General features: G+C 39.5%; 19 protein-coding genes. 16 read left to right on the forward strand and 3 right to left on the reverse strand.

The annotated features are described in order from the left end of the window. Positions 1–204 precede the first annotated feature (204 nt). A complete protein-coding gene (locus AC33VI_RS16595) occupies positions 205–387 on the forward strand; it encodes a hypothetical protein (protein ID WP_491783370.1) in 183 nt (60 codons plus the stop codon). Positions 388–562: 175 nt separating this feature from the next. After that, positions 563–1171, forward strand: a complete 609-nt coding sequence (gene rpsD / locus AC33VI_RS16600) for a 30S ribosomal protein S4 (RefSeq protein WP_491783371.1) — start codon at positions 563–565, stop codon at positions 1169–1171. A gap of 150 nt (positions 1172–1321) precedes the next feature. On the opposite strand, the gene moaA is transcribed toward rpsD, so the two are convergent. Then, positions 1322–2308: a GTP 3',8-cyclase MoaA gene (gene moaA / locus AC33VI_RS16605; protein WP_491783372.1), complete on the reverse strand. Its 987-nt coding sequence runs from the start codon at positions 2306–2308 to the stop codon at positions 1322–1324. 233 nt (positions 2309–2541) lie between these two features. On the opposite strand from moaA, the gene crtO reads away from it, so the two are divergent. The 4 genes from crtO (at position 2542) to AC33VI_RS16625 (ending at position 7430) form a co-directional block, all read left to right on the forward strand. Continuing rightward, a complete protein-coding gene (crtO, locus tag AC33VI_RS16610) occupies positions 2542–4215 on the forward strand; it encodes a beta-carotene ketolase CrtO (protein ID WP_491783373.1) in 1674 nt (557 codons plus the stop codon). 178 nt (positions 4216–4393) lie between these two features. Next, the gene (locus AC33VI_RS16615; RefSeq protein ID WP_491783374.1) at positions 4394–4798 is read left to right on the forward strand and encodes a DUF3110 domain-containing protein; all 405 of its coding nucleotides are present in this window, start codon (positions 4394–4396) and stop codon (positions 4796–4798) included. 90 nt (positions 4799–4888) lie between these two features. Then, on the forward strand, positions 4889–5794 hold the full coding sequence (murQ, locus tag AC33VI_RS16620) for an N-acetylmuramic acid 6-phosphate etherase (RefSeq protein WP_491783375.1): 906 nt from the start codon (positions 4889–4891) through the stop codon (positions 5792–5794). A 133-nt stretch (positions 5795–5927) separates the two neighbouring features. Beyond that, entirely contained in the window at positions 5928–7430 is a 1503-nt protein-coding gene (locus AC33VI_RS16625) for a site-2 protease family protein (RefSeq protein ID WP_491783376.1), read from the forward strand. Positions 7431–7648: 218 nt separating this feature from the next. Here the strand turns inward: AC33VI_RS16625 and AC33VI_RS16630 are convergent, their stop codons facing one another. Together AC33VI_RS16630 and ilvD are read right to left on the reverse strand one after the other, a co-directional pair. Beyond that, complete coding sequence (locus tag AC33VI_RS16630; RefSeq protein WP_491783377.1) at positions 7649–9214, reverse strand: hypothetical protein; 1566 nt, start codon at positions 9212–9214, stop codon at positions 7649–7651. A gap of 477 nt (positions 9215–9691) precedes the next feature. Further along, entirely contained in the window at positions 9692–11377 is a 1686-nt protein-coding gene (gene ilvD / locus AC33VI_RS16635) for a dihydroxy-acid dehydratase (protein ID WP_491783378.1), read from the reverse strand. A gap of 364 nt (positions 11378–11741) precedes the next feature. Between ilvD and AC33VI_RS16640 the strand changes: the two genes are divergently transcribed. The 10 genes from AC33VI_RS16640 to AC33VI_RS16685 all read left to right on the forward strand — a co-directional run. Next, the gene (locus tag AC33VI_RS16640; RefSeq protein ID WP_491783379.1) at positions 11742–12032 is read left to right on the forward strand and encodes a hypothetical protein; all 291 of its coding nucleotides are present in this window, start codon (positions 11742–11744) and stop codon (positions 12030–12032) included. Positions 12033–12111: 79 nt separating this feature from the next. Beyond that, positions 12112–13218: a TRAP transporter substrate-binding protein gene (locus tag AC33VI_RS16645; protein ID WP_491783380.1), complete on the forward strand. Its 1107-nt coding sequence runs from the start codon at positions 12112–12114 to the stop codon at positions 13216–13218. Between the two features lie 31 nt (positions 13219–13249). Then, positions 13250–15859, forward strand: a complete 2610-nt coding sequence (locus tag AC33VI_RS16650; RefSeq protein WP_491783381.1) for a glycosyltransferase — start codon at positions 13250–13252, stop codon at positions 15857–15859. A gap of 70 nt (positions 15860–15929) precedes the next feature. Further along, on the forward strand, positions 15930–17159 hold the full coding sequence (locus AC33VI_RS16655) for a tetratricopeptide repeat protein (protein WP_491783382.1): 1230 nt from the start codon (positions 15930–15932) through the stop codon (positions 17157–17159). Between the two features lie 61 nt (positions 17160–17220). Beyond that, on the forward strand, positions 17221–18093 hold the full coding sequence (locus AC33VI_RS16660; protein WP_491783383.1) for a hypothetical protein: 873 nt from the start codon (positions 17221–17223) through the stop codon (positions 18091–18093). 96 nt (positions 18094–18189) lie between these two features. Next, positions 18190–20328, forward strand: a complete 2139-nt coding sequence (locus AC33VI_RS16665) for a glycosyltransferase family 2 protein (RefSeq protein ID WP_491783384.1) — start codon at positions 18190–18192, stop codon at positions 20326–20328. A 35-nt stretch (positions 20329–20363) separates the two neighbouring features. After that, complete coding sequence (locus AC33VI_RS16670) at positions 20364–20996, forward strand: class I SAM-dependent methyltransferase (RefSeq protein WP_491783385.1); 633 nt, start codon at positions 20364–20366, stop codon at positions 20994–20996. A 150-nt stretch (positions 20997–21146) separates the two neighbouring features. Beyond that, positions 21147–22061 carry a putative capsular polysaccharide synthesis family protein gene (locus AC33VI_RS16675; RefSeq protein WP_491783386.1) on the forward strand — a complete coding sequence of 305 codons (915 nt, stop codon included), beginning with the start codon at positions 21147–21149 and terminating at the stop codon, positions 22059–22061. After that, positions 22051–22914: a putative capsular polysaccharide synthesis family protein gene (locus tag AC33VI_RS16680; RefSeq protein ID WP_491783387.1), complete on the forward strand. Its 864-nt coding sequence runs from the start codon at positions 22051–22053 to the stop codon at positions 22912–22914. The genes AC33VI_RS16675 and AC33VI_RS16680 overlap by 11 nt, the downstream gene beginning before the upstream one ends. A gap of 71 nt (positions 22915–22985) precedes the next feature. Then, on the forward strand, positions 22986–25658 hold a 2673-nt coding region (locus AC33VI_RS16685), incomplete at its 3' end, for an FkbM family methyltransferase (protein WP_491783388.1).

Raw genomic sequence — 25658 nt, forward strand, 5'->3', positions numbered from 1 at the left:
CCTTAGCTCTCATTCTATTTACTCACAAAATCTTCTTTTATTGACATTTTAGCCAGTAGCGATCGCCTGATTCTTGGATCACCAAAAGCGTGCAAGACCCTTAAAGATCCAATCAATTTACCTGGATTTGTAGATTGTCAGGACGAAATAGATGGAGACTACAGCGATACACAGCTAGAGAAAGATATTTATTATTTTGAGGGATTGGAAAGTGAAATAATTGCTAGTTTTGCTGCCTTTTGTAAAGAAGGAACGCATCAATGTATGGATTATTCAGAAGCTTATACTCCCTATGCTTTATTTACCCGCAGTAATGAAGGAATAAAAGTAGAAATCGTGGGTAAAATGCTTTGCCCTTGGTTAGATGGCATTCGACCAGAAGATTAAACTTACTACCTACTACCTACTACCTACTACCTACTACCTAAAAGCGATCGCCACACTGAAAAAACCAACAAGAATAAATAACTGTCAATTGTTCATTGTCAATTATCCATTACTAATATATGATTATATATTTGGAGATATTTTAAAATATTGTAATTCAGAGGAGAATTAATATATGTCTCGTTACAGAGGACCTCGTTTGCGGGTCGTGCGTCGCTTGGGAGATTTACCAGGCTTAACTAGAAAAAGCCCCCGTAAAGCTTATCCACCTGGACAACACGGTCAAAGTCGTCGCAAACGTTCTGAATATGCGATTCGTTTGGAAGAAAAGCAAAAACTACGTTTTAATTACGGCGTTACTGAAAAACAACTAGTTCGCTACGTTCGTAAAGCTCGTCGAGTAGCTGGTTCTACAGGACAAAGCTTGTTGGAATTTTTGGAAATGCGCTTGGACAATACTGTATTCCGCATGGGTATGGCTGGAACTATTCCTGCTGCCCGTCAACTAGTCAATCACGGACATATTACAGTTAACGATCGCGTTGTTGATATTGCTAGCTATCAATGTCGTCCTGGAGATGTAATTAAAGTCAGAGATCGCGATCGCTCTCGTAAATTAGTCGAAACCAATATGGAATATCCTGGTTTGGCTAACCTTCCTTCTCACCTAGAATTCGATAAAAATACCTTTACTGGTAAAGTAAATGGCATTATCGAGCGCGAATGGGTAGCATTGCAAGTAAACGAGCTACTAGTCGTTGAGTACTACTCTAGAATGGCATAGTCATTTCCTGGAAGCTAATTTTAGCGGTAATTCTCAACATATAGTTTTTAGGCTGCAAACTATAATTACAAGTTTTATCCCTAGGGGAAATGATGTTAGATGTATGTTGATTCTTCCTCTTTCTTCCTTAAGACATCATTCTCGATCGAATTAGCCTCCAATTTGAGACATGGTACGAGTATAGTTACCGTCCGTACCACTGTCTCGCTCTTTAAAATTTATTTCTGGTTTGAATAATAAAAGTTGGTTCACCAGTTCTTGTAATTTTTGGGGATCTGCACCACTACGCAAAGCAGTTTTGAGGTCTATTTGACCAGTCTCGTTCAGCAAACAAGGACGCAACCAACCATCGGCGGATAGTCTGACGCGATTACAGCGATCACAGAAACATTCAGACATTTGAGAAATGAAGCCCAACGTACCTTTTGCCCCAGGGATTTTAAACACATCGGCTGGACCATTACCTTTGATGTTAGACTCTTCTAGCCCCCATTTTTGGCGCACCGCACGGCGTATTTCTTCCGAATCGATCCAAGCCTTATCGCCGAATAACTCAGCATTGCCAATGGGCATAAATTCAATAAAACGGACGTGCCAGTTGCGTTCGATACTTAAAGCAGCTAAATCTAAAACCTCTGTATCGTTTACCCCAGGAATTACTACCACATTTAACTTCAAAGGATTGAATCCCACTTGATGGGCGGTTAAAATTCCTTGCCACGTTTGTTGCCAACGGCTTTTACCCCGATTGCCAATAATTCGATCGAAAGTTTCTGGAATTAGAGAATCTAAACTAATATTAATCCGCTTTAAACCCGCATTATAAAGGGGCTGTGCTAGCTTTTCTAATAAGAAAGCATTGGTAGTCAAAGCAATATCTTCTGTAGCGGGCAAATTAGTAATGTCTGCAACCAGATCCACTAGTTGGGGGCGTAATAAAGGCTCTCCCCCCGTGAGGCGAAATTTAGTAAAGCCCAAAGGAATAAATACATCTCGTATTAGAGAAACAATCTCTGCATTGCTCAATAATTCTTGGTTGAGGAGATATTTTAGTTCTGCTTCTTCAGGCATACAGTATTGACAGCGAAAATTACACTTGTCAATCAAACTGATGCGTAGATAGTCTACTTTGAGCATTAATTAAATAGCGAGATAGGAATATTGACTTATTAGTTTAGTGCTTATGATAGCGTTTTTCACTATTCCTGTCCGAGAAAACCATAACATCAAAACTTATCTGATGGAATCAAACATCCAACTTAGATTGAATAGTTGAAATTGTAGATCTTAATTTTTTCATCGTAATCGAAGCTGAAATTTGAGATAATTAGCAAAGTCTAGCTAATCTCAAACAAGGAACAATAAATTTAATGGAAGCGTATGATGCGATTGTCATTGGTGCGGGACATAATGGGTTAGTCTGTGCGGCATATCTACTTAATGCTGGTTACAGCGTCTTATTACTAGAAAAACGTCCAGTACCTGGAGGTGCAGCTACCACCGAAGAAGCCCTACCAAAAGAAGCACCTGGGTTTAAATTTAACCTCTGCGCCATCGACCATGAATTTATTTTTTTAGGACCAATTATAGAAGAATTACAGTTAGAGAAATACGGTCTAAAATACTTGTCTTGCGATCCTCACACTTTTTGTCCTCAGCCCGATGGAAAGTATTTTTTAGGTCATAAATCTCTAGAGAAAACTAAGGCTGAAATAGCCCGTCATAGCAAAAGAGATGCCGAAAAATACGTCGAATTTATTAGCTACTGGTCAAAACTGATGAGTGCGATCGCGCCTTTTTTTAATGCCCCACCTCAATCTATTCTGGGTATTGCAGGAGGATATAAAAAAGATAATATTCTCGATGCTCTGGCGATCGCGGGTTCAAAAGATAAAGCCCTCAACTTTATTCGTACCATGATTACCGCCCCAGAGGATTTGCTCAATGAATATTTCGATACGGAATTAGTTAAAGCTCCCCTAGCCCGACTAGCTGCGGAAATTGGCGCACCGCCTTCCCAAAAAGGTATTACCGCAGGTTTGATGATGTTAGCCATGCGCCACCACCCAGGAATGGCTCGTCCTCAAGGAGGTACTGGGGCGTTAACTCAAGCCTTGGTTAAATTGGTGACTGCCAAGGGGGGTAAAATTTTAACCGAACAGATGGTTAAGGAAGTAATTGTTGAAGACAATCGAGCCGTAGGAGTAAAAGTAGCAGGAGGTAAAGAATATCGAGCTAATCGAGCCATTATTTCTAATATTGATGTCCGTAGACTATTTTTGCAATTGGTAGCGGAAGAAGCGGTAAATCCAGACTTGCGAGAAAAAGTAGACCGTCGCCTGACTAATAATAACGAGACAATATTGAAAATCGACTGCGCCCTCTCGGAAGCACCCCGTTTTACGGCTTGGGATAAAGAAGACGATCACAACCTCATCGGTACGGTATTAATAGCCGATTCTACCGCCCATGTGGAACAGGCACACTCTTTAGCTACTATGGGACAAATTCCCGATGCTAATCCTTCGATGTATCTAGATGTCCCTTCCGTACTCGATCCGACTCTCGCCCCCGCAGGCAAACATACTCTGTGGATTGAATTTTTTGCACCCTATCAGATAGCAGGAAAAGAAGGTACGGGTTTAAATGGTACTGGATGGACGGACGAACTTAAAAACAAAGTGGCAGACAATGTGATGAATAAGCTGGGAGAATACGCCCCCAATCTTCAAGATTCAATTATTGCCCGTCGAGTAGAAAGCCCTGCGGAATTAGGGGAAAGACTGGGTTCTGACAAAGGCAATTACTATCATCTAGACATGACTTTAGATCAAATGATCTTTCTGCGCCCTCTCCCCGAAATTGCTAACTATACCACCCCCATCGATAACCTTTATCTAACGGGGGCTGGCACTCATCCAGGAGGCTCTATTTCAGGTATGCCAGGACGTAATTGTGCCAAAGTATTTCTCAGCCAACAACAGCCCATAGTTAAAGCTCAACAGTCTGCTAGTAAGATGTTGCGATCGCTTTTAGGTATTTAAAAACAGTCATGACTGTGCAATAAAGGGCTGCGCCCTAGTTATTAGTTATTAGTCGTTCAATAAACTAAAAACTTAAGATAAATTATTGAATTCTGATTTATAGTATGATATCAAGTTTACTCATAAGGGTAATTTATGTTGTAATTGGCAATATACAGAGAAGAGGCGGGAGTAAATCGTGCTAGTACACATTTTGCTATTTAACGCAGGAACTGAGGATGAAGGTATTCATACTATTCAAATAGGCGATCGCAATACAATTTTAATGTTCCAAGAAGAAGACGATGCAATTCGTTATGGAGGTTTGTTAGAAGCTCAAGATTTCCCCGAAGCAAAAGTAGAAGCGATCGACTCGGAAGAAGTAAAGCAATTTTGCCAACAAGCAGATTATGACTGGAAAATTGTTGAATCTGGACAACTAGAAATCCCCCCAGAAAAAAATGTCGAAGAATTAAGTTGGACAAAAGAGAAAGAAGAAACCGAAACGGATCGAGAACCCCTAGCAGATGCCCCCGAAGAAGAAAATACCATGGCTAAAGATGAATTAGACCGTATTCGCAATCAATTAGAAGGGCTTCTTTAAGTAAAAAATAATAAGTAAGAAGTAAAAAGTAGCTACGCACAATCGCGCAAAGCGATCGCCTAGTCCCCCAATCATTATAGGTTATAGGTTATGGATTATTTAGAGTCGCGGGGACATTTATTGACAGAACAGATCAACCCCGAAAGTCAGAATTTAGATAGTTTATCTAGTTTAGAAATCGTCGATTTATTCAATCAGGAAGATCGAAAAACTATTGAGGCGATCGCTAAAGCTCGAATTCCTCTGGCAAAGACCATTGATGCTGCTTCATTGGCATTGAAACAAGGGGGCAGACTATTTTACGTAGGGGCAGGAACTAGCGGTAGATTGGGGATTTTAGATGCAGCCGAATGTCCTCCCACTTTTTGTACTCCTCCCGAATTAGTCCAAGGAATTTTAGCAGGGGGAAAAGATGCTCTAGTTAAAAGTTCTGAAGCTTTAGAAGATCGTCCTGAAGATGGAGCAAAAGCGATCGCCGATCGGGGAGTTACCCAATTAGATGTGGTGGTGGGCATCACCGCTGGAGGTACGACTCCCTACGTACATGGAGCTTTACAGGAAGCAAAAGCTAGAGGTGCGACAGCAGTAGCTATGAGTTGTGTCAGTGCCGAACAAGTACCGATTGATGCCGATATTGATATTCGCTTGCTAGTGGGTGCAGAAATCTTAGCAGGTTCGACTAGGCTCAAAGCTGGTACTGTAACCAAAATGGCTTTAAATATAATTTCTACTGGGGCAATGGTAGGCTTAGGTAAAGTTTATGGCAATCGCATGATCGATGTTGCAGTGACTAACGATAAATTGCACGATCGCGCCCTGCGAATTATTAGCGATCTGACGGAACTATCGCGATCGCAAGCTGAGGAATTGCTAGAAAAAAGCAATAAAAAAGTCAAATTAGCTTTATTAATGCACTGGACGGGAGTTGATGCTACAACGGGAACAGAATTGCTAGCAAAAAATCAAGGTAATTTACGCTCGATCCTCGATAAATAGAGATGCTGATAGTTATCAGTTCGCGATCGATAATAAAATAATAAAAAATCCTGAATTATCAAATCGTAAATCTCAAGGTTGCGATCGCGATCGGGCGATCGTGCTATTCCAGCTAATTTAATTTAAACAACTAATGTTAAACGGATCGGAATCTTTTGCTACACTTTTTATATTTGCTGCTGCTGTTGCCATTCTAGTTTGGGGCTACAACAGAGCCAAAGGCTTTGGTAGATTAGGACTTTTGGCTTGGTTGCAATCCATCGTTTTGATGACCCCTTGGTTGCTCTTTTTTGGTTTATTTGCTGTAGGTATCTACCTCAATTTAGTCGGCATACTCTTTTTACTAATTGTTTCTATCGGTCTTTATATTTGGTTGGGACAACAACTAAGGGCAGCAGGACAAGAAGCCTTATTACAACAAAAAGCAGCAGAAAGAATCAAGCAAGAGGCAGAAATTTCTGAAAAATCGGCTCAAACTGATAAATCAGTCGATATTCAGGGAATTGCTACGGAAATATTGCCCATTCCCGATGAAGATTTAGCAGAATTAAAAGGAGTTTTTGGGATTGATACCTTTTTTGCTACCGAAACCATTCCCTACCAAGACGGAGCAATTTTCAAGGGCAATCTGCGGGGAGAAGCAGCAGAATCTCATGGCAAAATGAATCAAAAACTAGAAGCTATTTTTGGCGATAAATATCGTTTATTTTTGGTTGAAAGTCCCGAAGGCAAACCAGTAGTAGTCATTCTGCCCAAAACCAACGATCCCCAAGCCACTACCCTGGCACAAAAAAATCTCGCCCTAATATTATTTATCGGTACTATCCTTACTAGTTTGGAAGCAGCTAGTTTGCTACAGGGTTTCGATTTATTCAACAATTTTGGACGTTATGCCGAAGCCATACCCCTCGCTTTAGGATTGTGGGCAGTGTTGATCGCTCACGAAATCGGTCATCGCATAGTTGCTAGCCGTAATAACATTCGTTTGAGTATTCCTTTCTTTTTACCTACTTGGCAAATTGGTTCTTTTGGGGCAATTACTCGTTTTGAATCTTTGTTACCCAACCGTACTGTATTATTTGACATTTCTTTTGCAGGACCAGCCTTAGCGGGGATTATTTCTTTAATTTTATTAGTTGCAGGGTTAGTCTTATCTCACCCTGGCAGTATGTTTCAATTGCCCACGGAGTTCTTCCGCGCTTCAATTTTGGTCGGTGCTTTAGCCAAAGTAATTTTAGGTTCTGCCTTAGAAACTACCATAGTAGACATCAATCCTTTAGTGGTGATTGGTTGGTTGGGTTTGGTAATTACCGCCTTAAATCTCTTACCCGCAGGCAAACTCGACGGAGGCAGAATAGTTCATGCTATTTACGGTCGCAAAACTGGCAGAAAATCGACTCTGGCTACCCTAATTATTTTGGGTATTGTTTCTTTGTTTAATCCTGCTAATCCGATTCCCTTATACTGGGCAGTGTTAATTTTGTTTTTACAGCGAGATCTCGAACGCCCCGTACAAGATGAGTTGACCGAACCAGACGATAATCGGGCTGCGTTGGGTTTGTTGGCTTTATTTTTATCTTTAGCTACTTTAGCTCCCTTAAGTGCTAGTTTGGCTGGTCGTATTGGCTTGGGTTAATTATCTAACCTGAGTTCGGGTTAGGCTAATAACTGGAGCGATCGCTCTAGTTATTGGTTATTAGTTACTAGTAACTAATAACTAGTAACTAATAACTAATTACCTTTTTTATAAGTCTCCAAAGGCTCAATTGACTCTATATTATGAAGGACTAAAGACTAAAAACTAAGAACTAAAAACTAAGAACTAAAAACTAAACTTCCCGTATTTATTATGATTTACAATTCCGAAGGTAAAGCATAATAAGCAATACCTTCTGATGCAAAATCGGGTAAATTAGCTTCTACATTGTCTCTTTCTGCCACAGAGGGAGTATAAAAATGCGCCCCTGTAGTGTTATTAAAGAAGCGATAAATCGGAATTGAACCGTCTACTTCGCTAGCATAAGCAGAAAATGCTTCTCCTTCAAAATTGAAGTTGGGTAAGTCTTCTACGGCATCCCTTTCAACTTCCGACACAGTATAAAGATGTACTCCAGTATCTTGATTGAGAAAACGGTATACGGGTACTGGATTTCCCGCACCTGTTAGAGGATCGACCCCCCGATAAGAAGCACCTTCAAAATTGAAGTTGGGTAAGTCTTCTACGGCATCTCTTTCGACTTCGTTAGCGGTGTAGAAGTGAACTCCCGTATCGTTATTGAAAAATCGGTAGACAGTGTTAGGAGGATTGTCTTCTCCATCAGAATCGTTTCCATCTCCGTTTCCATCTCCGTTACCAGAATTATCTCCTCCATCACTGGTTGAATCCAGAGTAGCTAAAAATATTTCCGAATTACCGCCACTATCGCTTTGCCAAGCAATACTATCTCCATCAATTACAGGAAGGGTATCATCAACATTATTATCGGTAAGTTGAGTCGTGGTGTTGCCATCGTAGACAAATATTTCTGTATCGTTACCGTCGCTTCCTGCCCAAACTACTTTATTGCCTGAAATAGAAGCACCAGCACCCACTGGAACGCCATCGCTCAAAGAAATAGTCTCAGTACCATTGTAGAGAAATAGTTCTGCTTCGCCACCTGATATCTCTGTTCCATTGAGAGAAAAATCCCCACTAAGCCAAATTAAATTGTTGCCCGAAATATCTAAAATGGCATTGAATCTATTATTATCAGTTAACTGGCTTACTGTTGTCCCGTCATAAAAAAATACGTCGGTGTTTTCTTCTCCAGCTACGGCATCGATCCCAATCCAAGCGATATTCTCTCCCGAAACAAATGGCAATAGATTAGTTAAATTATTATCGGTAATCTGGGTTGTATTCGTCCCATCATAAAGAAAAATTTGCCCCGCAGTTTCTCCTAGTAAATCTCCAGTCCAAACCACATTATTTCCCGAGATCGAGCCAGAACCTGGAGTTAACAACAAGCCTGCATCGGCAATCTGAGTTGTAGCCGTACCATCGTAGAAAGAAATCGGTCCTCCAGTAATTGCCCCGTTCGACCAAATAACATTAGTTCCCGAAATGGCTGGCAAAGTAATGCCTTCGAGAGTAGCCAGTGAAGTTTCAGTCCCATCATAAAAAATAATTTCACTGCTAGCAAAAAGATTGACTAGGGGGTCTTGTTCTGTTCGTTGCCAAACCAGATTGCTACCCGAAATTTGGGGTGTATTATCAAAAACTTGATTGTCGGTAATTTGAGTGACAGAATTGCCATCGTAGAAAAATATTTCTTCATCATTGCCATCGTTGGCACTCCAGACAACATTGCCATCAGATATTTGTAGATTACTATCGTTGAGATTGTTATCTGTCAGTTGAGTGATTGTGTATTCATTCATGATTTATCAAAAATTTTCCGCGCGATCGAAATATTAGGTATTACTTGTTGAATTGTTAACGATTTAAAAATTGTGGCGTTGGTAAATAGGTAATGCTATTTGCAATTTGTTTGTTTTCTGTTGGGAAAAATATGCAGATTGGAAAGCTTAGAGCCTAGAGCTACAAAAAATAACTTTTCGTGCGACATTATTAGCTGACCAATGCTTTATACTTTTGTTCTTACATTTAAAGTTATTGAACCATAGTTATTTAAGTTTGTCGGTGGAAAAAATCTACATCAAGTAAAAACAAGATTAGTGTCAGTTTTGTATATCAATATGAATATACATTACCTACAAATACAGTAGACTTACAATCTAGCTTTGAACTGAAATCTCAATATCAGCTTAAGACTTGAATAAAAAAAGAGAGAGGACGGGAATCCTCTCTCCAAAACAAATTAACAATAATTTCAAGCCTACAGCACTTAAAAAAAATTAACTCAAACCTAAATCGGTAACCGCACCAAGGCTACTAGAAGAAACTAACTTGGCATACTTAGCTAACACCCCTCTAGTGTAATTGGGCTGTCTTGCTTTCCATTGACTGCGACGCTTGGCTAATTCTCCATCATCAACATTTAGTTGCAATAATTTTTGATGGGCATCGATGGTAATGCTATCTCCTTCCTCAACCAAAGCAATATTACCGCCTACTGCAGCTTCGGGGGCAACATGACCTACAACCATGCCATAAGTACCACCAGAAAAACGACCATCAGTAATTAAACCTACAGAATCCCCCAAACCCGCACCGATAATTGCGGAGGTGGGAGCGAGCATTTCGCGCATTCCAGGTCCTCCTTTGGGTCCTTCATAACGAACGACAATTATATCGCCAGCTTTGATTTTGCCGTCGAGAATTGCCGACAAACATTCTTCTTCCGATTCAAATACTCTGGCAGGACCAGTAATTTGAGGGTTTTTCACGCCACTGATTTTAGCTACCGAACCTTCGCTCGCCAAGTTACCTTTAAGTATGGCTAGGTGTCCTTCTTGGTAAACGGGATTGTCCCACTGACGAATTACGTCTTGGTCGGCGGGAGGATTGTCAGGAATGTCCGCTAGGGTTTCAGCAATAGTCTTACCAGTCACGGTCATTGCATCTCCATGCAACAAGCCATTAACTAGAAGCATTTTCATTACTTGAGGAATGCCCCCTACTTTGTGGAGATCGACTGTAACATATTTTCCAGAGGGCTTGAGGTCACAAATTACAGGGACTCTTTGACGAATGGTTTCAAAATCGTCGATCGTTAAATCCACTCCAATGGTATTGGCGATCGCCAGTAAGTGCAAGACAGAATTTGTCGAACCACCCACAGCCATAATGACGCTAATGGCATTTTCAAAAGCCTCGCGAGTCATAATTTGACGGGGCAAAATTTGTTTTTTGATGGCATTAACTAAAGCAAAAGCTGATTTTTCCGTACTTTCTGCTTTCTCTTCATCTTCTGCTGCCATTGTCGAAGAATAGGGCAAACTCATCCCCATTGCTTCAAATGCCGAAGACATGGTATTCGCCGTAAACATACCGCCACAAGAACCAGCCCCAGGACAAGCTTTACGCTCGATCGCATCTAGCTCTTCTTTGTCGATTTTCCCTGCACTATATTGTCCTACTGCTTCAAAAGCACTAACTACGGTTAAATCTTGACCGTTGTGTTTCCCTGGTTTAATCGTGCCACCATAGACAAATATACTAGGAATATTCATTCGAGCGATCGCTAACATTGCCCCAGGCATATTTTTATCGCAACCACCCACAGCCAAGACAGCATCCATACTCTGACCGTTACAAGCAGTTTCGATGGAATCGGCAATCACATCGCGAGATACTAGAGAATATTTCATCCCTTCCGTACCCATAGAAATACCATCGCTAATGGTAATCGTACCGAACATTTGCGGCATTGCCCCCGCATCTCTCAGGGCAGTTTCAGCCCGCAAAGCAAGGGTATTAATCCCCATATTGCAAGGAGTAATCGTGCTGTAGCCATTAGCCAAGCCCACAATGGGTTTATTAAAATCATCATCGCCAAAACCCACAGCCCTTAACATGGCACGATTGGGAGATCTGCTGTCTCCCTTGGTTACTTCTTGACTTCTTCGATTGTCAGCCATTGATTAATTCTCCTCTTGAAATTCGCAGCTATAGTATATTTCTGGTTAGTAGTTAGTAGGGGCAAACTGCCGTTTGCCCGTACAGTAGTTGGTGGTTAATTGATTCGAGTATTCCCACCGATAGTATTTCTAACGGTACTTCATTGAAATTTTGGTAACTATAACCCTTACAGATAGAAAAATTATAATCTCCAAGCGATCGGTTATTCATAGACAGAAGATCGATTTAATCATAGATAGAGTCTATGGGCGATGTCATCGCACGAGGTTATCTTAGACCGAGTTAATTTAATAGCTCGTAGGTAGTGGGTAGTGGGTAGTGGGTAGCTTACAAGGGTAGACTTTTTACATTTGACTGTTTTGGGTGATATTATCCCGCTTGACGGCTTGCACCACAGGCACTTCCTTCGGTCGCCCTCGTATGGGGGGACTGGGGGACAAGGAGATATTATCCCGCTTGACGGGACTGGGAGAAATATTTAGCCAATTCTCGTATATTTGGACACAATTTTTTGCTCTTTTAAGTGCACTGCCCATGTTACAAAATGTTCGTATTAATAAAGCGATCGCTAAAGTTATTAGCTCTCGGGTTGCGATCGCTTTAAGATTTAGATTTAATTTACTATCTCTCCAATTTATAAAAATTGTTTGGTAAAATCGATCGATCTTTGAAATGCTAGACGATCGATGTCATTTCATTAATTGTGTAGCAGATAGCTTTTAAGGTAGCAAACATGAAACGCAGACAACTAATCGATCGCTTGGCGATGGCAGCAACTACTAGCAGTATTTTGGTAGCTTGCAACCAAACCCAAAGTTCTACCAGTGGCAACCCCGAAGAAAGTAGTTTACCCAAGATTAAATGGCGCATGGTAACTAGTTGGCCTAAATCTTTGGATACGATCTATGGTGGGGCGCAAACAGTCTGCGATCGCGTTTCTGCAATGACGGGAGGGCGTTTTACCATCGAACCCTATGCAGCAGGAGAAATCGTTCCTGGTTTGGAAGTATTAGATGCGGTGCAAAATGGCACTGTAGAATGTGGACATACTGCCAGTTACTATTATGTGGGTAAAAATCCCGCCTTAGCTTTTGGTACTACCGTTCCTTTCGGTTTAACTGCCCAGCAACAAAATGCTTGGTACTATCACGGTGGCGGTTTAGAAGCAATGCACAAACTCTACAGCGATTTTAACGTCCTGAACTTTCCTGCGGGTAATACTGGGGCGCAAATGGGGGGGTGGTTTAAAAAAGAAATTAAATCCCTACAAGATCTAAAAGGCTTAAAAATGCGAATTCCTGGGTTGGGAGGAGAAGTAATGTCTCGCCTGGGAGTTAACGTACAAGTCATCCCTGGGGGAGACGTTTATTTAGCCTTAGAAAGAGGCGCGATCGATGCAGCGGAATGGGTAGGTCCTTATGACGATCTCAAGTTAGGCTTAAATAAAGCAGCATCTTATTATTATTATCCTGGTTGGTGGGAGCCTGGTCCTACCCTAGAAGTACAAGTTAATAAATCTCAATGGGATCGATTGCCCCCAGAATATCAAGATATTTTTAAAACCGCAGCGATGGAAGCCAATCTCAATATGCTTTCTAAATATGACGCACTCAATCGAGAAGCATTGAACACTATTGTGTCTGGAGGTACGAAATTAGTAGCCTATCCCCCAGAAATATTACAAGCTGCCCAAACAGCAGCAGAAAGCTATTATGCCGAACAATCTGCTAGCAGCCCTGTATTTAAGGAAATATATGATAGCTGGAATCAATTTCGTACTGCTATTGCTGAATGGAATAAAATTAACGAGCTAAGTTATACCAGTTTTGTTAATAGTTAATAGCTGATGTTATGCAGTAATTAATTGATTTATGTCTGTAGCAACCAAACCCCAAATCGCCGTTATCATTCCCCTATACCAACACAGCGTCTTGGTTGCTGAAGCTGTTACTTGTGCGTTAAACCAACAGACGGAAATACCCTACAAGATTATTTTGGTTAATGATGGCTGTAAATTTGCTGAAAGCGATCGCGTCTGTCGTGATTTTGCCTTAGCCTATCCCCAACAGGTGTATTATCTCTATCGCCCCAATGGGGGTTTGAGTGCTGCTAGAAATACAGGGGTAGAATTTGCTCTCAATACTTGGGATTCGATCGCTGCAATCTATTTTTTAGATGCCGACAATCGGATTTCTCCCCATACTTTAGAACGTTCCTATCAAACATTGGTTGATGATGATTCTGTTGGTTGGGTGTATCCCAGCATCGATATGTTCGGTCAAAATGAAGGAAACGATTTTGACTATCGCGGTGCATATTCCATAAACCGTCATTTTAGGTTTAATGTCTGCGAAGCGGGGAGTATGATTCGTCGAGCAGTGTTCGCAGCGGGTTGTCGCTACGACGAATCGATGAGATTGGGTTTTGAAGATTGGGAATTTTGGTGGCAAGCTATTGCAGCAGGATATCGAGGCAAACATTTACCAGAGTCGGGGTTTCAATATCGCAAGCGGTTTGAAAGTATGTTGAGTAATTCCGAACGAGACAGTCAGGGAATTACAGCATATATGAGACGCAAGCATCGTGGGCTGTTAAGTCCGAGAAATATTGTCGGTTGGGAACAACAAGAAGCCCCCCGCTATGGAATTTTTGTTTCGGATACTAGAGAAATTAGACTGACTAGCGATCCTGCTATGACCCAGCGTAAGTTGGAGATGGAAGAATTTCAAGCAGATTATCACCGAGGACGATTGATGCCCACCCGCTATCACCGTCCTTTTTTTTTAGTATTTGCCCATAGTTCGGTATTAGAAATATTAGAAGAAGAATCTTTAATTCACAATGTCTTCTGGCATTTAGAAAAGGCACAGGAAGAAGCTAATTTTGCCTGTTTAACTTTAGCAGCCAATAGTCAGGATAGGGCGATCGTCATGAAAACCCGCGATCGCTTGAGTAACTTCATTCTGGGAGAACAGGATTTTTTGTTAATGACTACAGTTAGAGTCATGGACGAATGTATTTTAGATGAGGAGGAAGTGTGGATTCATAGTTTGATAACTCCCAATCCCCTACCCCATCTTAGCCAGTTAAAGTTACAGTTACCGATTGAAAATCTGGCAGAAAAGGCGATCGCCGATGCTACTTACAATCTTCTGGCTACTTTTAAAGCTTTACGCCGTTATTTACCCAAGATCGAATCGCAACCTTGGGATTGGCATCAAAATTATCTTCCTCCCCGTTCCACTATGTTTGAAGATGCCAGAATTGCTTTGAACTGTCGCCCTGTCTATCCCAAACTAAGTTCTTCTACCAAGCAAGTTGGTTTTATTCTCTCGATTTTAGAATTTGGCGGTGTAGAAAAAGTAGCGTTAAATCTCGCCCGTGTCTTACAAGAATCAGGCTGGGAAGTCCATTTATTTGTCTTTGGTGAGAGAATGCAGCAGTTACCCCCTTGGGCGCGGGTATTTAGTACGGTTAATTTTTACCAGCCGACAATGAATCCTTGGCAAGGGGAACGCTATTTTGGAACGAAAAACGATCTTTGGTCGATTCCAGAAGAACAAATCAACGCCCAAGGTTTATTGGGTTGGCTGGATGTAGCAATTAACTTTCACAATCCGACAGTCAATAAAATTATGGCACGGTTAAAACGGTCGGGAGTAGTCACTGTCATGTCTCTTCACGTCCACGATCTCAGCCCTAGGAATCGTCCTGCTGGTCATGGCTATCTTACTTTGGGCTACGAACACGCTTATGATTTAATTATCCCCTGTTCCCATCAAATGGCTGATTGGTGTCGCGCAATGGGCATTCCCGAAGGAAAAATCATTGTCGTTCCTAACGCTACTGGCTATCCTCTAACCGAAGCGGAAATTACCGCCATTGTCGATCGCAAGCAGCAACGAAGAAAGCAACAGCCAGCTACTCTAAGAGTGCTATTTTTAGGACGTTTTGACCGTCAGAAGGGATTGGATCGACTGGTAGAAATTGTCGAGCGATCGCGCCAAATGTCTTTGCCCCTGGAATGGAAATTAGTCGGAAACAGTATTGTGGGGGACGGTAATTATGAAACTTATCTAGCTACTCTGACGGATTTAATTCATCCTCCAGCTTTAACAATCGATGAAATTAACAGTTTATATGAATGGGCTGATATATTATTATTACCATCTTATTGGGAAGGGTTACCTTTAACTATCTGGGAAGCAATGCGCTTGGGTGTGGTAGTCATTTCCTCGGATGTCGGCGGGATTACAGAAGCAGTTCGCCATCTAGAAGTAGGATTGACCGTACCAAATGTAAATAATAAACAGTTTGTTGGCTACACCCTAGATTGGTTGCAATTCTTAATCGAAGATCGCGCAAAATTAAATCAAATTGCTATTGCTGCTACCGCCCAAGGTTCTCAGTTAACCTGGAAAAAAGCTAGTAGTCAATTTATCAAACAACTGCATCTAATGTTACGCGATCGCTATTGCTAGGGATAGGGAATTCGATCGTTCGCCATAATTTAATAACTTTTTATTCTGGGAAAAATTGTTCGCCAAAAAAATGCCAATTACCGATGTTTCACCAACTACCAAACAACCCCTCGAACGGGGTAAGGAATTAAGACAAGCAGGTAAAATAGATGAAGCAATTGCTAGTTTTCAACAAGCGATCGCTTTGGATGCTAAAGCTTACGAAGCTTACCATTTTTTGGGAGAAACTCTAGCTCAAAAAGATAATTTAGAAGCAGCAGCCGAAGCTTATTACAAAGCGATTGAAATTAATCCTAATTATTTTTGGTCTTATCATTGTCTGGGACAGGTTTTTTGCTGGCAGGGAAAATACGAGGAGGCGATCGAAGCATCGACCAAAGCGGTAGAATTATTGCCCAGTCATCCCGAATTTAAAAAACAACTACAGATTGCGATCGATAAAAAGAAAGAGAAGAAAGCTACCGAACCTTTTGATTTAGAAAGTTCGATCGATCGCGGTACGGAAAGTATTTTTTCTCAAATTGCCCAGAGGTTTCACGAGCAATTAAAACAGCAAGCCCATTATCCTTTACCACCCCAAAAGTTAATTGAGTTTTGTGGCAGCCATAATATCCCTCACTATATTGATAATATGTTGCTTTATAGTCAGGATATCGTCCAACAATGTATGCTCAAACGCAATCACCGAGTTTTAGAAATTGGTTGTGGTGCGGGTAGAATAGCCAATGGCTTGTTTCACTACTTAAATCGAGATGGCAGCTATTTAGGGCTTGACGTTCATCCTGAAGTAATTAATTGGTGTAATAAATTTATTAGCAACCGTAGTAGGAACTTTAAATTTCAACAAATTCCTGTAATTAATAACTATTACTATCAAAAAAATAATCAGCAAAAAAATAACTATGATTTCAGTTTTCTAGGCGATCGACATTTTGATTGTATTTTTGCTGTTGCCACTTTTAATCACTTGCGTTTAGAAGATACTCGCCAATATTTACAAGAAATAGGTAGGAGATTGACCGTTAATGGGGTGGGATATTTCACTTTTTTTATTATCAATGAAGAATTTTTTAGTTTTAGAGAGCGGACTAAATTACATCAAGGATTGCGTAAAAATGATGCTGGAGTGTGGTATGGCTACGAACGTCAGAGTTTCTTTACGGGTTACGAAATACCAATTTTAAAAGAACTATTAGATGAAGCCAACCTACAAATTATTACCTACCATCCTGGCAGTTGGGCGCAGAAAAAAAGAAGTCGTTTATATCAAGATTGGCTCTTGGTAGAGAGAAAACGTTAAACATTTTTTCGATAATTTTTCTTCTTTTAAGTTACTGCTTGCAATCAAAAAAATAATTGAAATGAATTCAACCATAGCTAGCGTTATTAGCAATATAGGCAGTTTAGAACAAACCTTTGCCCACAGCCAAGATTTATATCAACCAGAAAAAGGCGCGTACTATGCCGATCTGCTTTACAAAACTATTCAACAACGATTCGCTCTAGATACTATAAAAATCTTATCTTTTGACGTTTTTGATACTCTCTTACTCAGAAATTCTAAATACGAACCCTATCGTTATTTAGAAATGTCTGCCAGAGTTAAAGAATTTTTAATGGCTAAAGATATTCGAGATATTCCCCTTGAAGAAATCTATGGGGCGCGTTTAACAGCTTTTCACGTCTGCTATCGTACTGTAAGTCAAAACTGTCGGGTTAAGGAAGGTAGACTGATCGACGTTCTCAGTTTGATGGCAAAAATCCTCAACTTAGATCGCTGGGTAATTCCTGAATTAATTAAAATCGAATTAGCTTACGAAACAGAAAATCTCAGAGTAAATTCTGTTTTACAAGCCTTTTTGAAAATACCCGAAATTCAAAACAAGCCAGTAATTTTTATTAGCGATATGTATATGTCTGGGGAACATATTTATCAGCTAGTTAATCAAGCTTATCCTAATCTCAAACTAGCTAAATATTATTCTAGTGCCGACTATAGCTTAACTAAACTATCGGGATTTCTATACAATTTTGTCGCTAGAGATTTAAAGCTTGACTGCTCTCAAATACTTCATCTGGGAGATAACTTAAAAGGCGACGTACAACAGGCTAAAGTGCAAGGTTTAAAAGCAATTCATTTACCCATACCCGACTTTTATTTACAAGAAAGACAACAAGAAAAGGAAAAATTCCAAGCAGAAATGAAAGCAAAGAATTTTGTAATTACTAGATAACTTTTTTTAGGTAATGAATAATGAGTAGGCAAATAAATCTTCAGGAAGGCTATAGCAACTAAAAACTAACAACTAACAACTAACAACTAACAACCAATGAATCAAAACACCATTTTTAAAAATCTCAGTTTAAAAAAGCAAAGAGTTGAATTTGCCAGACAGATTCTTGGGCCTATATTCTTCGATTTTTGCCATCGTTTGTATTTACATTTTCTGGCATACGACAATCGTTACTGTTCCTTTTTGTTTTGTACTAGGGCTGGCTTACGCTTGCAATATCTTTACGAATTATTTCTCAAGTCCCAAGAATGCGAATTGCCCAAAAATCCCACTTATAATTTTTGGATCTCCCGCTATATGACTGCCAAAGGGATTTATCGTCGTAACCCCGATGCTGCTTTTAAAATTATTGCAGGAGAATTCGACCATACCATTGTTAGTAAGATGCTGCCCTGTTTGCTTCCTGACTATGAATGGAAAGAAATCGGCAAAGATTATAATTTCAGTAAAGAATTTTCCCAGCAAATCTTAAACGCCAAACCCAACCCACAAATACTCAAGCAAATTTTTGCTTCCTATAGTCCTTTTGGCAATGCTTTAAGAAATCATTACGACTCGCAAGCCCAACTATTCGAGCAACAATTACAAAATCTGATTGGAGAAAAAAACCATGCCGTTTTAGTCGATAGTGGTTGGCAAGCCACCACTCAGCGTCTGTTGATGGAAGGATACCCCGAAATAGATTGGTTGGGTTTATATTTTGGGCGCATAGGATCGACTAAGAAAAATAACTGGCACTTTTTCAATGTTATTGGTTTGATGTTTGAATCCTATCAATATCTACCCTCTCAGCCAGCTACCTGCATTCATTACTATCATCACATCATTGAAGATTTATTAGAACCTCCTTTACCCAGTGTGGAATATTTGAGACAAAATGATAACAATCTAATTCAACCGCCCAAAGCTTACGAAAACGCCGATTACCAGTTACCAAGAATCAATGAAGAACACTATCGCGGTGTCTTAGAATATTTTCAGAGTTGTCAAACCCCTCAAAGCTTGCAGTCAATACGCGAGAGAAGCCGCGATGCTTGGCAGGTTTTAGACGGTAAAATTCGTTTTCCCTCTCCTGAAGATGTAAATATTTTAGAAGTTCGTTCTCGCTCTGCGGATTTTGGTAAGTCAGAGACAAACCCAGTATTGCTACGCCACGCCCGCAGCATGATGGAAAGAGATTCCGAAATTCGTTTGCGACACGCTCTTTGGAAACAAGGACAAATTGCTCTAGAATTCCCCCAAAAATACCAACAGAAGCAACAAGAGTTTGCCAAAAATAATGAAGCTAGTTCTCCTGCAATTATCGCTCCCGTTAAATCTGACCCCGAACTTCCTGCTGTCGCTGTAATTACCAGAACTAAAAATCGTCCTGTAATGTTAAAAAGAGCAGCCCAAAGCGTTGCTCATCAAACCTTTCTAGATTTTGTTTGGGTGGTAGTGAACGATGGTGGAGATCCCCAGGAAGTTGAGAGAATTATCGAAAATTCTCCCGCCGATTTGCGAAAAGTAATAGTCGTCCACAATCCCCAGTCTTTGGGTATGGAAGCCGCTTCCAATCGCGCTATCGCCAACTCTCAGTCTAAGTATTTGATTATTCACGATGATGATGATAGTTGGCAGCCACAGTTTTTAGCCCGTACTGTGGAGTTTCTAGAAAATCCTCCTGTAGCTTCGATGCGGGGAGTTATTGCTCATGCCAAAAGAATTTCAGAAGTAATTATAGACGATGAATATATCGAGATTGTCGATTCTTGTCCCTATCAAGAATGGGTTAAGACAGTACCTCTCTATGAAATGGCATCAATGAATATGTTTGCTCCTATTAGTTTTTTGTTTGCTAGGGAGGTTTATGAAGAGATTGGCGGTTTTGACGAACAGTTGCCAGTTTTAGGAGACTGGGATTTTAATATTCGTTTTTTAATGAAATACGATATCGGTGTAATTCCCGAACAACTAGCCAACTACCACCATCGAGACTATCTCAAATCGGGTAACTATTCTAATTCCCTCCAGGGGGCAATTTCCAAACACCAAATGTATGAAGCCATCGTCCGCAATCGGGGTTTGCGTCAAATAACCAAGGATGGCGGAATGTCGGTGGAAAGCATTCTGAGTCTTGGTCGCGCTACTTATGATATTCGAGGAATGGTGCAACAAATTATGCAAAAAGTTTGATTTTTTTATTTAATAAAACAGGAGTATTAATCGATATGCCAGATCTTAGTTTTAATCGAAAATATTGGACTGATAACGCTAAAGCACTTGCTAAAAAGCAAGGGAAAGATGCTTATTATGGAATACATTGGGGCGACCCCAAAGATCCTAATAGTCCTTTATTCGAAATATCCACCAGATTTGTCAATCCTTATATTGATAGTTATAAGAAGGCAATTGAGATTGGCCCAGGGGGAGGGCGTTGGACGCAATTTTTATTAGGTTTTCGACAATTATATTGCGTCGATATCAACAATATTATGTTCGGCTTACTTAAAGAGCAATTTCCCAAACAGGAAAATTTAACTTTTATCCAAAATAATGGTACTGATTTTCCTCGAATAGCAGATAATTCCATTGACTATGTTTTTTCTTTTGGGGTTTTCGTACATTTAGAACCTCTATACATATACGACTATTTACTCAATCTCAAGCCCAAACTAAAACAAGGTGCAAACGTAATTTTGCAGTATTCTGACAAAACTAAAAAACAAGCCCAAAATAATCAAGGATTTGCCCTAAATAAACCCGACATTATGCGAGCGATGATAACTTATCTAGGTTATTCAATTCTCGAAGAAGATTTAGAATTACTACCTCACTCTTCTATTATTAGGTTTTCAATTTAACTGCTGAGAAGCAAGAGAGTATCTATACTTCTAATGATTTGAGTAAAGTTTTCTATCAAAAAGTTGCTTAGTTAATCAGACAAAATCACTTATTCTATATTTTGTGGTTATCTCAAACATAAAACTTAGGAAAAATTTAACTCAATCGCAATGAATCCTTCTTTTTTAGCCGACTTTAGCATTACGGACTTTATTCCAGATTTAGCAACTTATCAGGAATATTTACATAAATATAATTTGTTGGGATTGCAAAAACGATTGGCAACAAGTAAAGAAGTTATTCTAGTTCATCAAATGGGAAAAGTTGGCTCTAGCTCAATTGTCAAAACTTTAAAAAGGAGTTCTCTAAATATTCCTGTTACTCATACACATTTTTTAAATAAAAATAAACTAAAACTGCAAATAGAGCATAATCTTAAGCATAGAAATGGAATTATTAAAAGACACTTAATTGAAAGCTTGTTAATTCTGGAAAACATTCAGGATAATCATAAAAAAGTTCAAGTAGTAACTATTATTCGAGAACCAATATCGAGAAATATTTCTACATTTTTTGAACTAATTAACGATCGCTATATGGATGATTTTTATCTAAATCGCGATCGCCAGGACATAACCGTAGCAAAATTAATTCAAGAGTTTTTAGCCAAAAAGAATCATCAAGAGCCATTAATTTGGTTGGAAAGGGAAATATCTTCAGTATTTGGTATTGATTTATATCTACAAAATTTTGATTTTCAGCAAAAATATCAAATTTATCAGCGAGATAGAGTAACTATTCTATTACTAAGGTTAGAAAATATAAATCGCTCCTATTGTACGACTGCTTTTAAAGATTTTTTGAATATGGATGATTTTATTTTAAGTAAAATAAATATAGGCAATAAAAAAGAATATGCTCGCTTGTATAGTAATTTTAAACAACAAATTATTTTACCCGATCGCTATATAAATAGTATGTATCAATCTAAAATGGTAAATCATTTTTATACACCTCAAGAAATAACTGAATTTAGAAATATTTGGTCTAGAAAATCGACTGAAAAAATGAATAATGAACAATAATTTATTTGCCGATGTTATTTCTAGCTCTGAAATAGCAGATTACCTAGAACTTTATCAGTTAACCAAACTGCAAGAAGAATTACATAATAAAGATCGAATTATTATCGTTCATCAAATGGGCAAAGTAGGTTCTAGCTCGATTTATAATGGATTAGTCAATTTAGATAATGATACTACCGTTTTACATACACACTATCTAAATTCGACAGTCATTAGTACAATTATTAAAGTTGCAAAACGTAAAAAACAACCTATCTTAAGACATATAATCGAAAGTATTACTCTAAGTAATATTATCAACAAAACCAATAAAAAAATTCTCACAATCAGTTTAACCAGAGAACCAATATCGAGAAATATTTCGGCTTTTTTTCAAAGTCTTAATAATTACCTTCCTCAAGGAATAAAAAAATATCGTCGCCAAGAAATTGATTTAAACAATTTGTGCAGAACTTTTATTAAAAATTTTCCCCACAATCATTGTTTGCATTGGATAGATTCAGAAATTCCTTTTTTAACTGGAATCGATCCTTATCAATTACCTTTTGATCGCGATCGGGGATATAAAATTTATCCAAAACGAGATAATAGATCTTTATTAATTATGCGGTTGGAATCTCTCAACCATATAGGAAAAAGGGCGATCTCTAATTTTTTAAAAATTGACAATTTTCAATTAGCCAACAGTAACGTAGGAAAACATAAACAATATAGTGATATTTATCAAGAATTTAAACAAAATATTACTCTACCCAAAAAATTAGTCGATCAACTCTACCAAAGTAAATATACTTCCCATTTTTATAGTCAAGCTGAAATCGCATCCTTCAGTCGTAAATGGCTGAGAAATTAAAAAACAGATCCCCAAACCCTCTCCCAGTCCTCCAAAAGACCATCAGAAAATTAATTAGAACGACTATAATTATGTACTTTGGCTTAAATACTCCTTTTTTTACTCAGAATCCCGACTATGGCGAACTACCTCAAACCTACTTTGTCGAAAAACTACAGGAATTGGGGGTTAAATATATTAGAATTCCTTTAATTTGGAATCAATTGGTTGAAATAAAGGACGGCAATTTTGTCTGGAATTCCAAAATAGTCAATCGCTATAGACAAATTCTTAATGCCATTACTAAAGATGCCAAAGTATTAGGTTTTACGATCAATCCTCCTCCAGAGATAGCCAAAGAATATTTTTTCGACCGCCCTTCCATTACCCACAATTACAAACAGTTTCTTCAAGGTTGCTTGCAACGTTTTCCCGAAATTCAAGAATGGGAAGTTTGGAACGAACCCAATGCCAGCGATTTTTATCTGTCTCGTCCAGAAGGGGCAGGACACAGACCTTGGACTTCCCAAGAATTTATCGATGATGTCTTGATTCCTGGTGCGGAAACCATTCGTCAAGCCCAACCCAATGCTAAAATCTGCGTAGCTGGTTTGGCAGAAAATGGTATTGTCGGACATTACGATAAAGTCCCCGCTTTGTCCAATCGCTTGCCTAAAGATGAATTTTTTAATTCTTTGCGTAGTTCTGGAGTTCACGACCACTTTTACTTTATTCCAGAGTTTGGCTTCCAATTTATACAAGATCTAAAACAAGTTATTTCAGACAGGCGTAGGTTGGGGAAAAGCCAATTATTCGATGCTTGTGCTTTTCACCCCTACCCTTATTTTATGTTGCACAAAAAGCAAAACAAAGATTTATTCCAGTCTTCTTTAAGCCTAATTGAAGACTTCAATCAGATGTTTCAAGAGGCGGGTATTGATGGTTTAGAAGTTTGGCTGACAGAAGTAGGGGCAAGATCTTTTGATGTTTACCACAATCACCTGCGAGATGAATCCCTCCAGTCGCAATTTATCAGCCAACTTCCCCAAGCTTCGGCTATTGGCGATCCTATTTCCCGTATCTATTGGTATAAGTTATTAGATCGTCCTTTCGACCTGCGACAAGAAAAGAGTTTTGGAGTTTTAGACCACGACGGCAAAGCCAAACAAAGCTTTTTTGAGCTACAAAAATTGTTCTACCAAACCCAAGAGACTACTTCCGTTTTTCGAGATAGTTTTGCCTATGGTAATAAATACCAACAGGGTAGTTTCAATCCTTTGCTTTGGGATATGGAAGCTTCTAGTACCTATGGCTTTGCCACTACTTCCGTCGATAGTTCTGGTCGAGATACTCTGTTACTTTCTCCTGGTCGCTACGAAAAAGACTTTATCTTACTCCAAGCTAAATCTAGTTTAACCATGGGAAATGAATTTTATTTGGATTTTGCCGCAGACTATGAAATTCCCACCCTGGGAGTAGATTTTCAACTAGCATTAGAAATTAGCAACTCCCAAACTAAAACCACCTTACTGCAAGTTACTTTAAACAACGAAGAACGACTATCTTTGGGCATCATGGCAGATGGGTTAAACGAAACCACAACTATTGCTCGTCGTTATAATTTTGCCAAAATTAGGTCTTTAACGGGATTTCAAGTAGAAATTCTGAAAAATGAAATAGCCATTGCCCTAAACTTTGATCGCAAAACCTTATGGAAAACTTTTTCCTTGCCCCAACCTCTCCTTCCTACTCCCATTAATCTGGCATTGCGCTTGACGAAACTCAGTCCCCACCAATCTAATTTTGTGCGGTTAAGTTCCCTTGTGGCTCGAACCAATCCTCCCAAACCTCACTTTAAAACTTTCCCCCTGGAATTAGTCACTCCAGAACAAGAATGGAGTTTCCAATTACCGCCAATCTCCCAAATTCAACAGGATGAATGGGTTTTGCGCTCGACTCGTTTTAAGCAAAAAGGTTATTTTGTCGAAATTGGGGGACACGATGGAGTAGCCAATAGCAATACGATTAATTTGGAAGAGCATTTTGACTGGAATGGTATTGTCGTGGAAGCCAATCCCCGTTGGTATGCCAAAGTTTGTCAGAATCGTTCTTGTATTGCTACGAACTATGCCATATGTTCTCAACCAGAAAAAGAACTAGAATTTGTGGATGCGGGGGCAATAGGGGGTTTAATCTCCCACCTCCAGGATGATATTCACGCCGATCTTCGCCAACAAAAGATTAGTTCGGGTTCGGTGATCGAAGTTCCTGCCATCAGGGGGGATGAAATTTTAGCTCGTTATAATGCCCCCGAATATATTGAATATATGAGCGTCGATACGGAAGGTAGCGAACTGGAAGTATTAAAATCGATTAACTTCCATCGCTGGAAAGTGGCTTTATTAACGGTAGAACATGGGGGTCAAGCAGATAAACGGGAAGAGATCTGGCAGTATATGCAAACCTATGGCTACCAGCGAATTCGAGTCTGGTTTGAAGATTGGTACTATCACATTTCTCATTTAGCCAAGATACTGGAAATCAGCGAAGCGGATGCTCGACTAGAGATCGAACGAGCGAATGGTTTTATTCCCTATCATCGAGGCAGTAAATTACTCGAATTGGGTATTGCAGCCAAAAAACAGGGCAAGTTTGACGAAGCTCTAAATTATTTTTTAGAAGCAACTAAAAGCTACTATCCCAACAATATCTCTGCTTATCTAGCCGCAGCCACAGAATATCAAAGACGCCAAGAATTTCAAAAA

Source organism: Waterburya sp. (genome assembly GCF_058530065.1).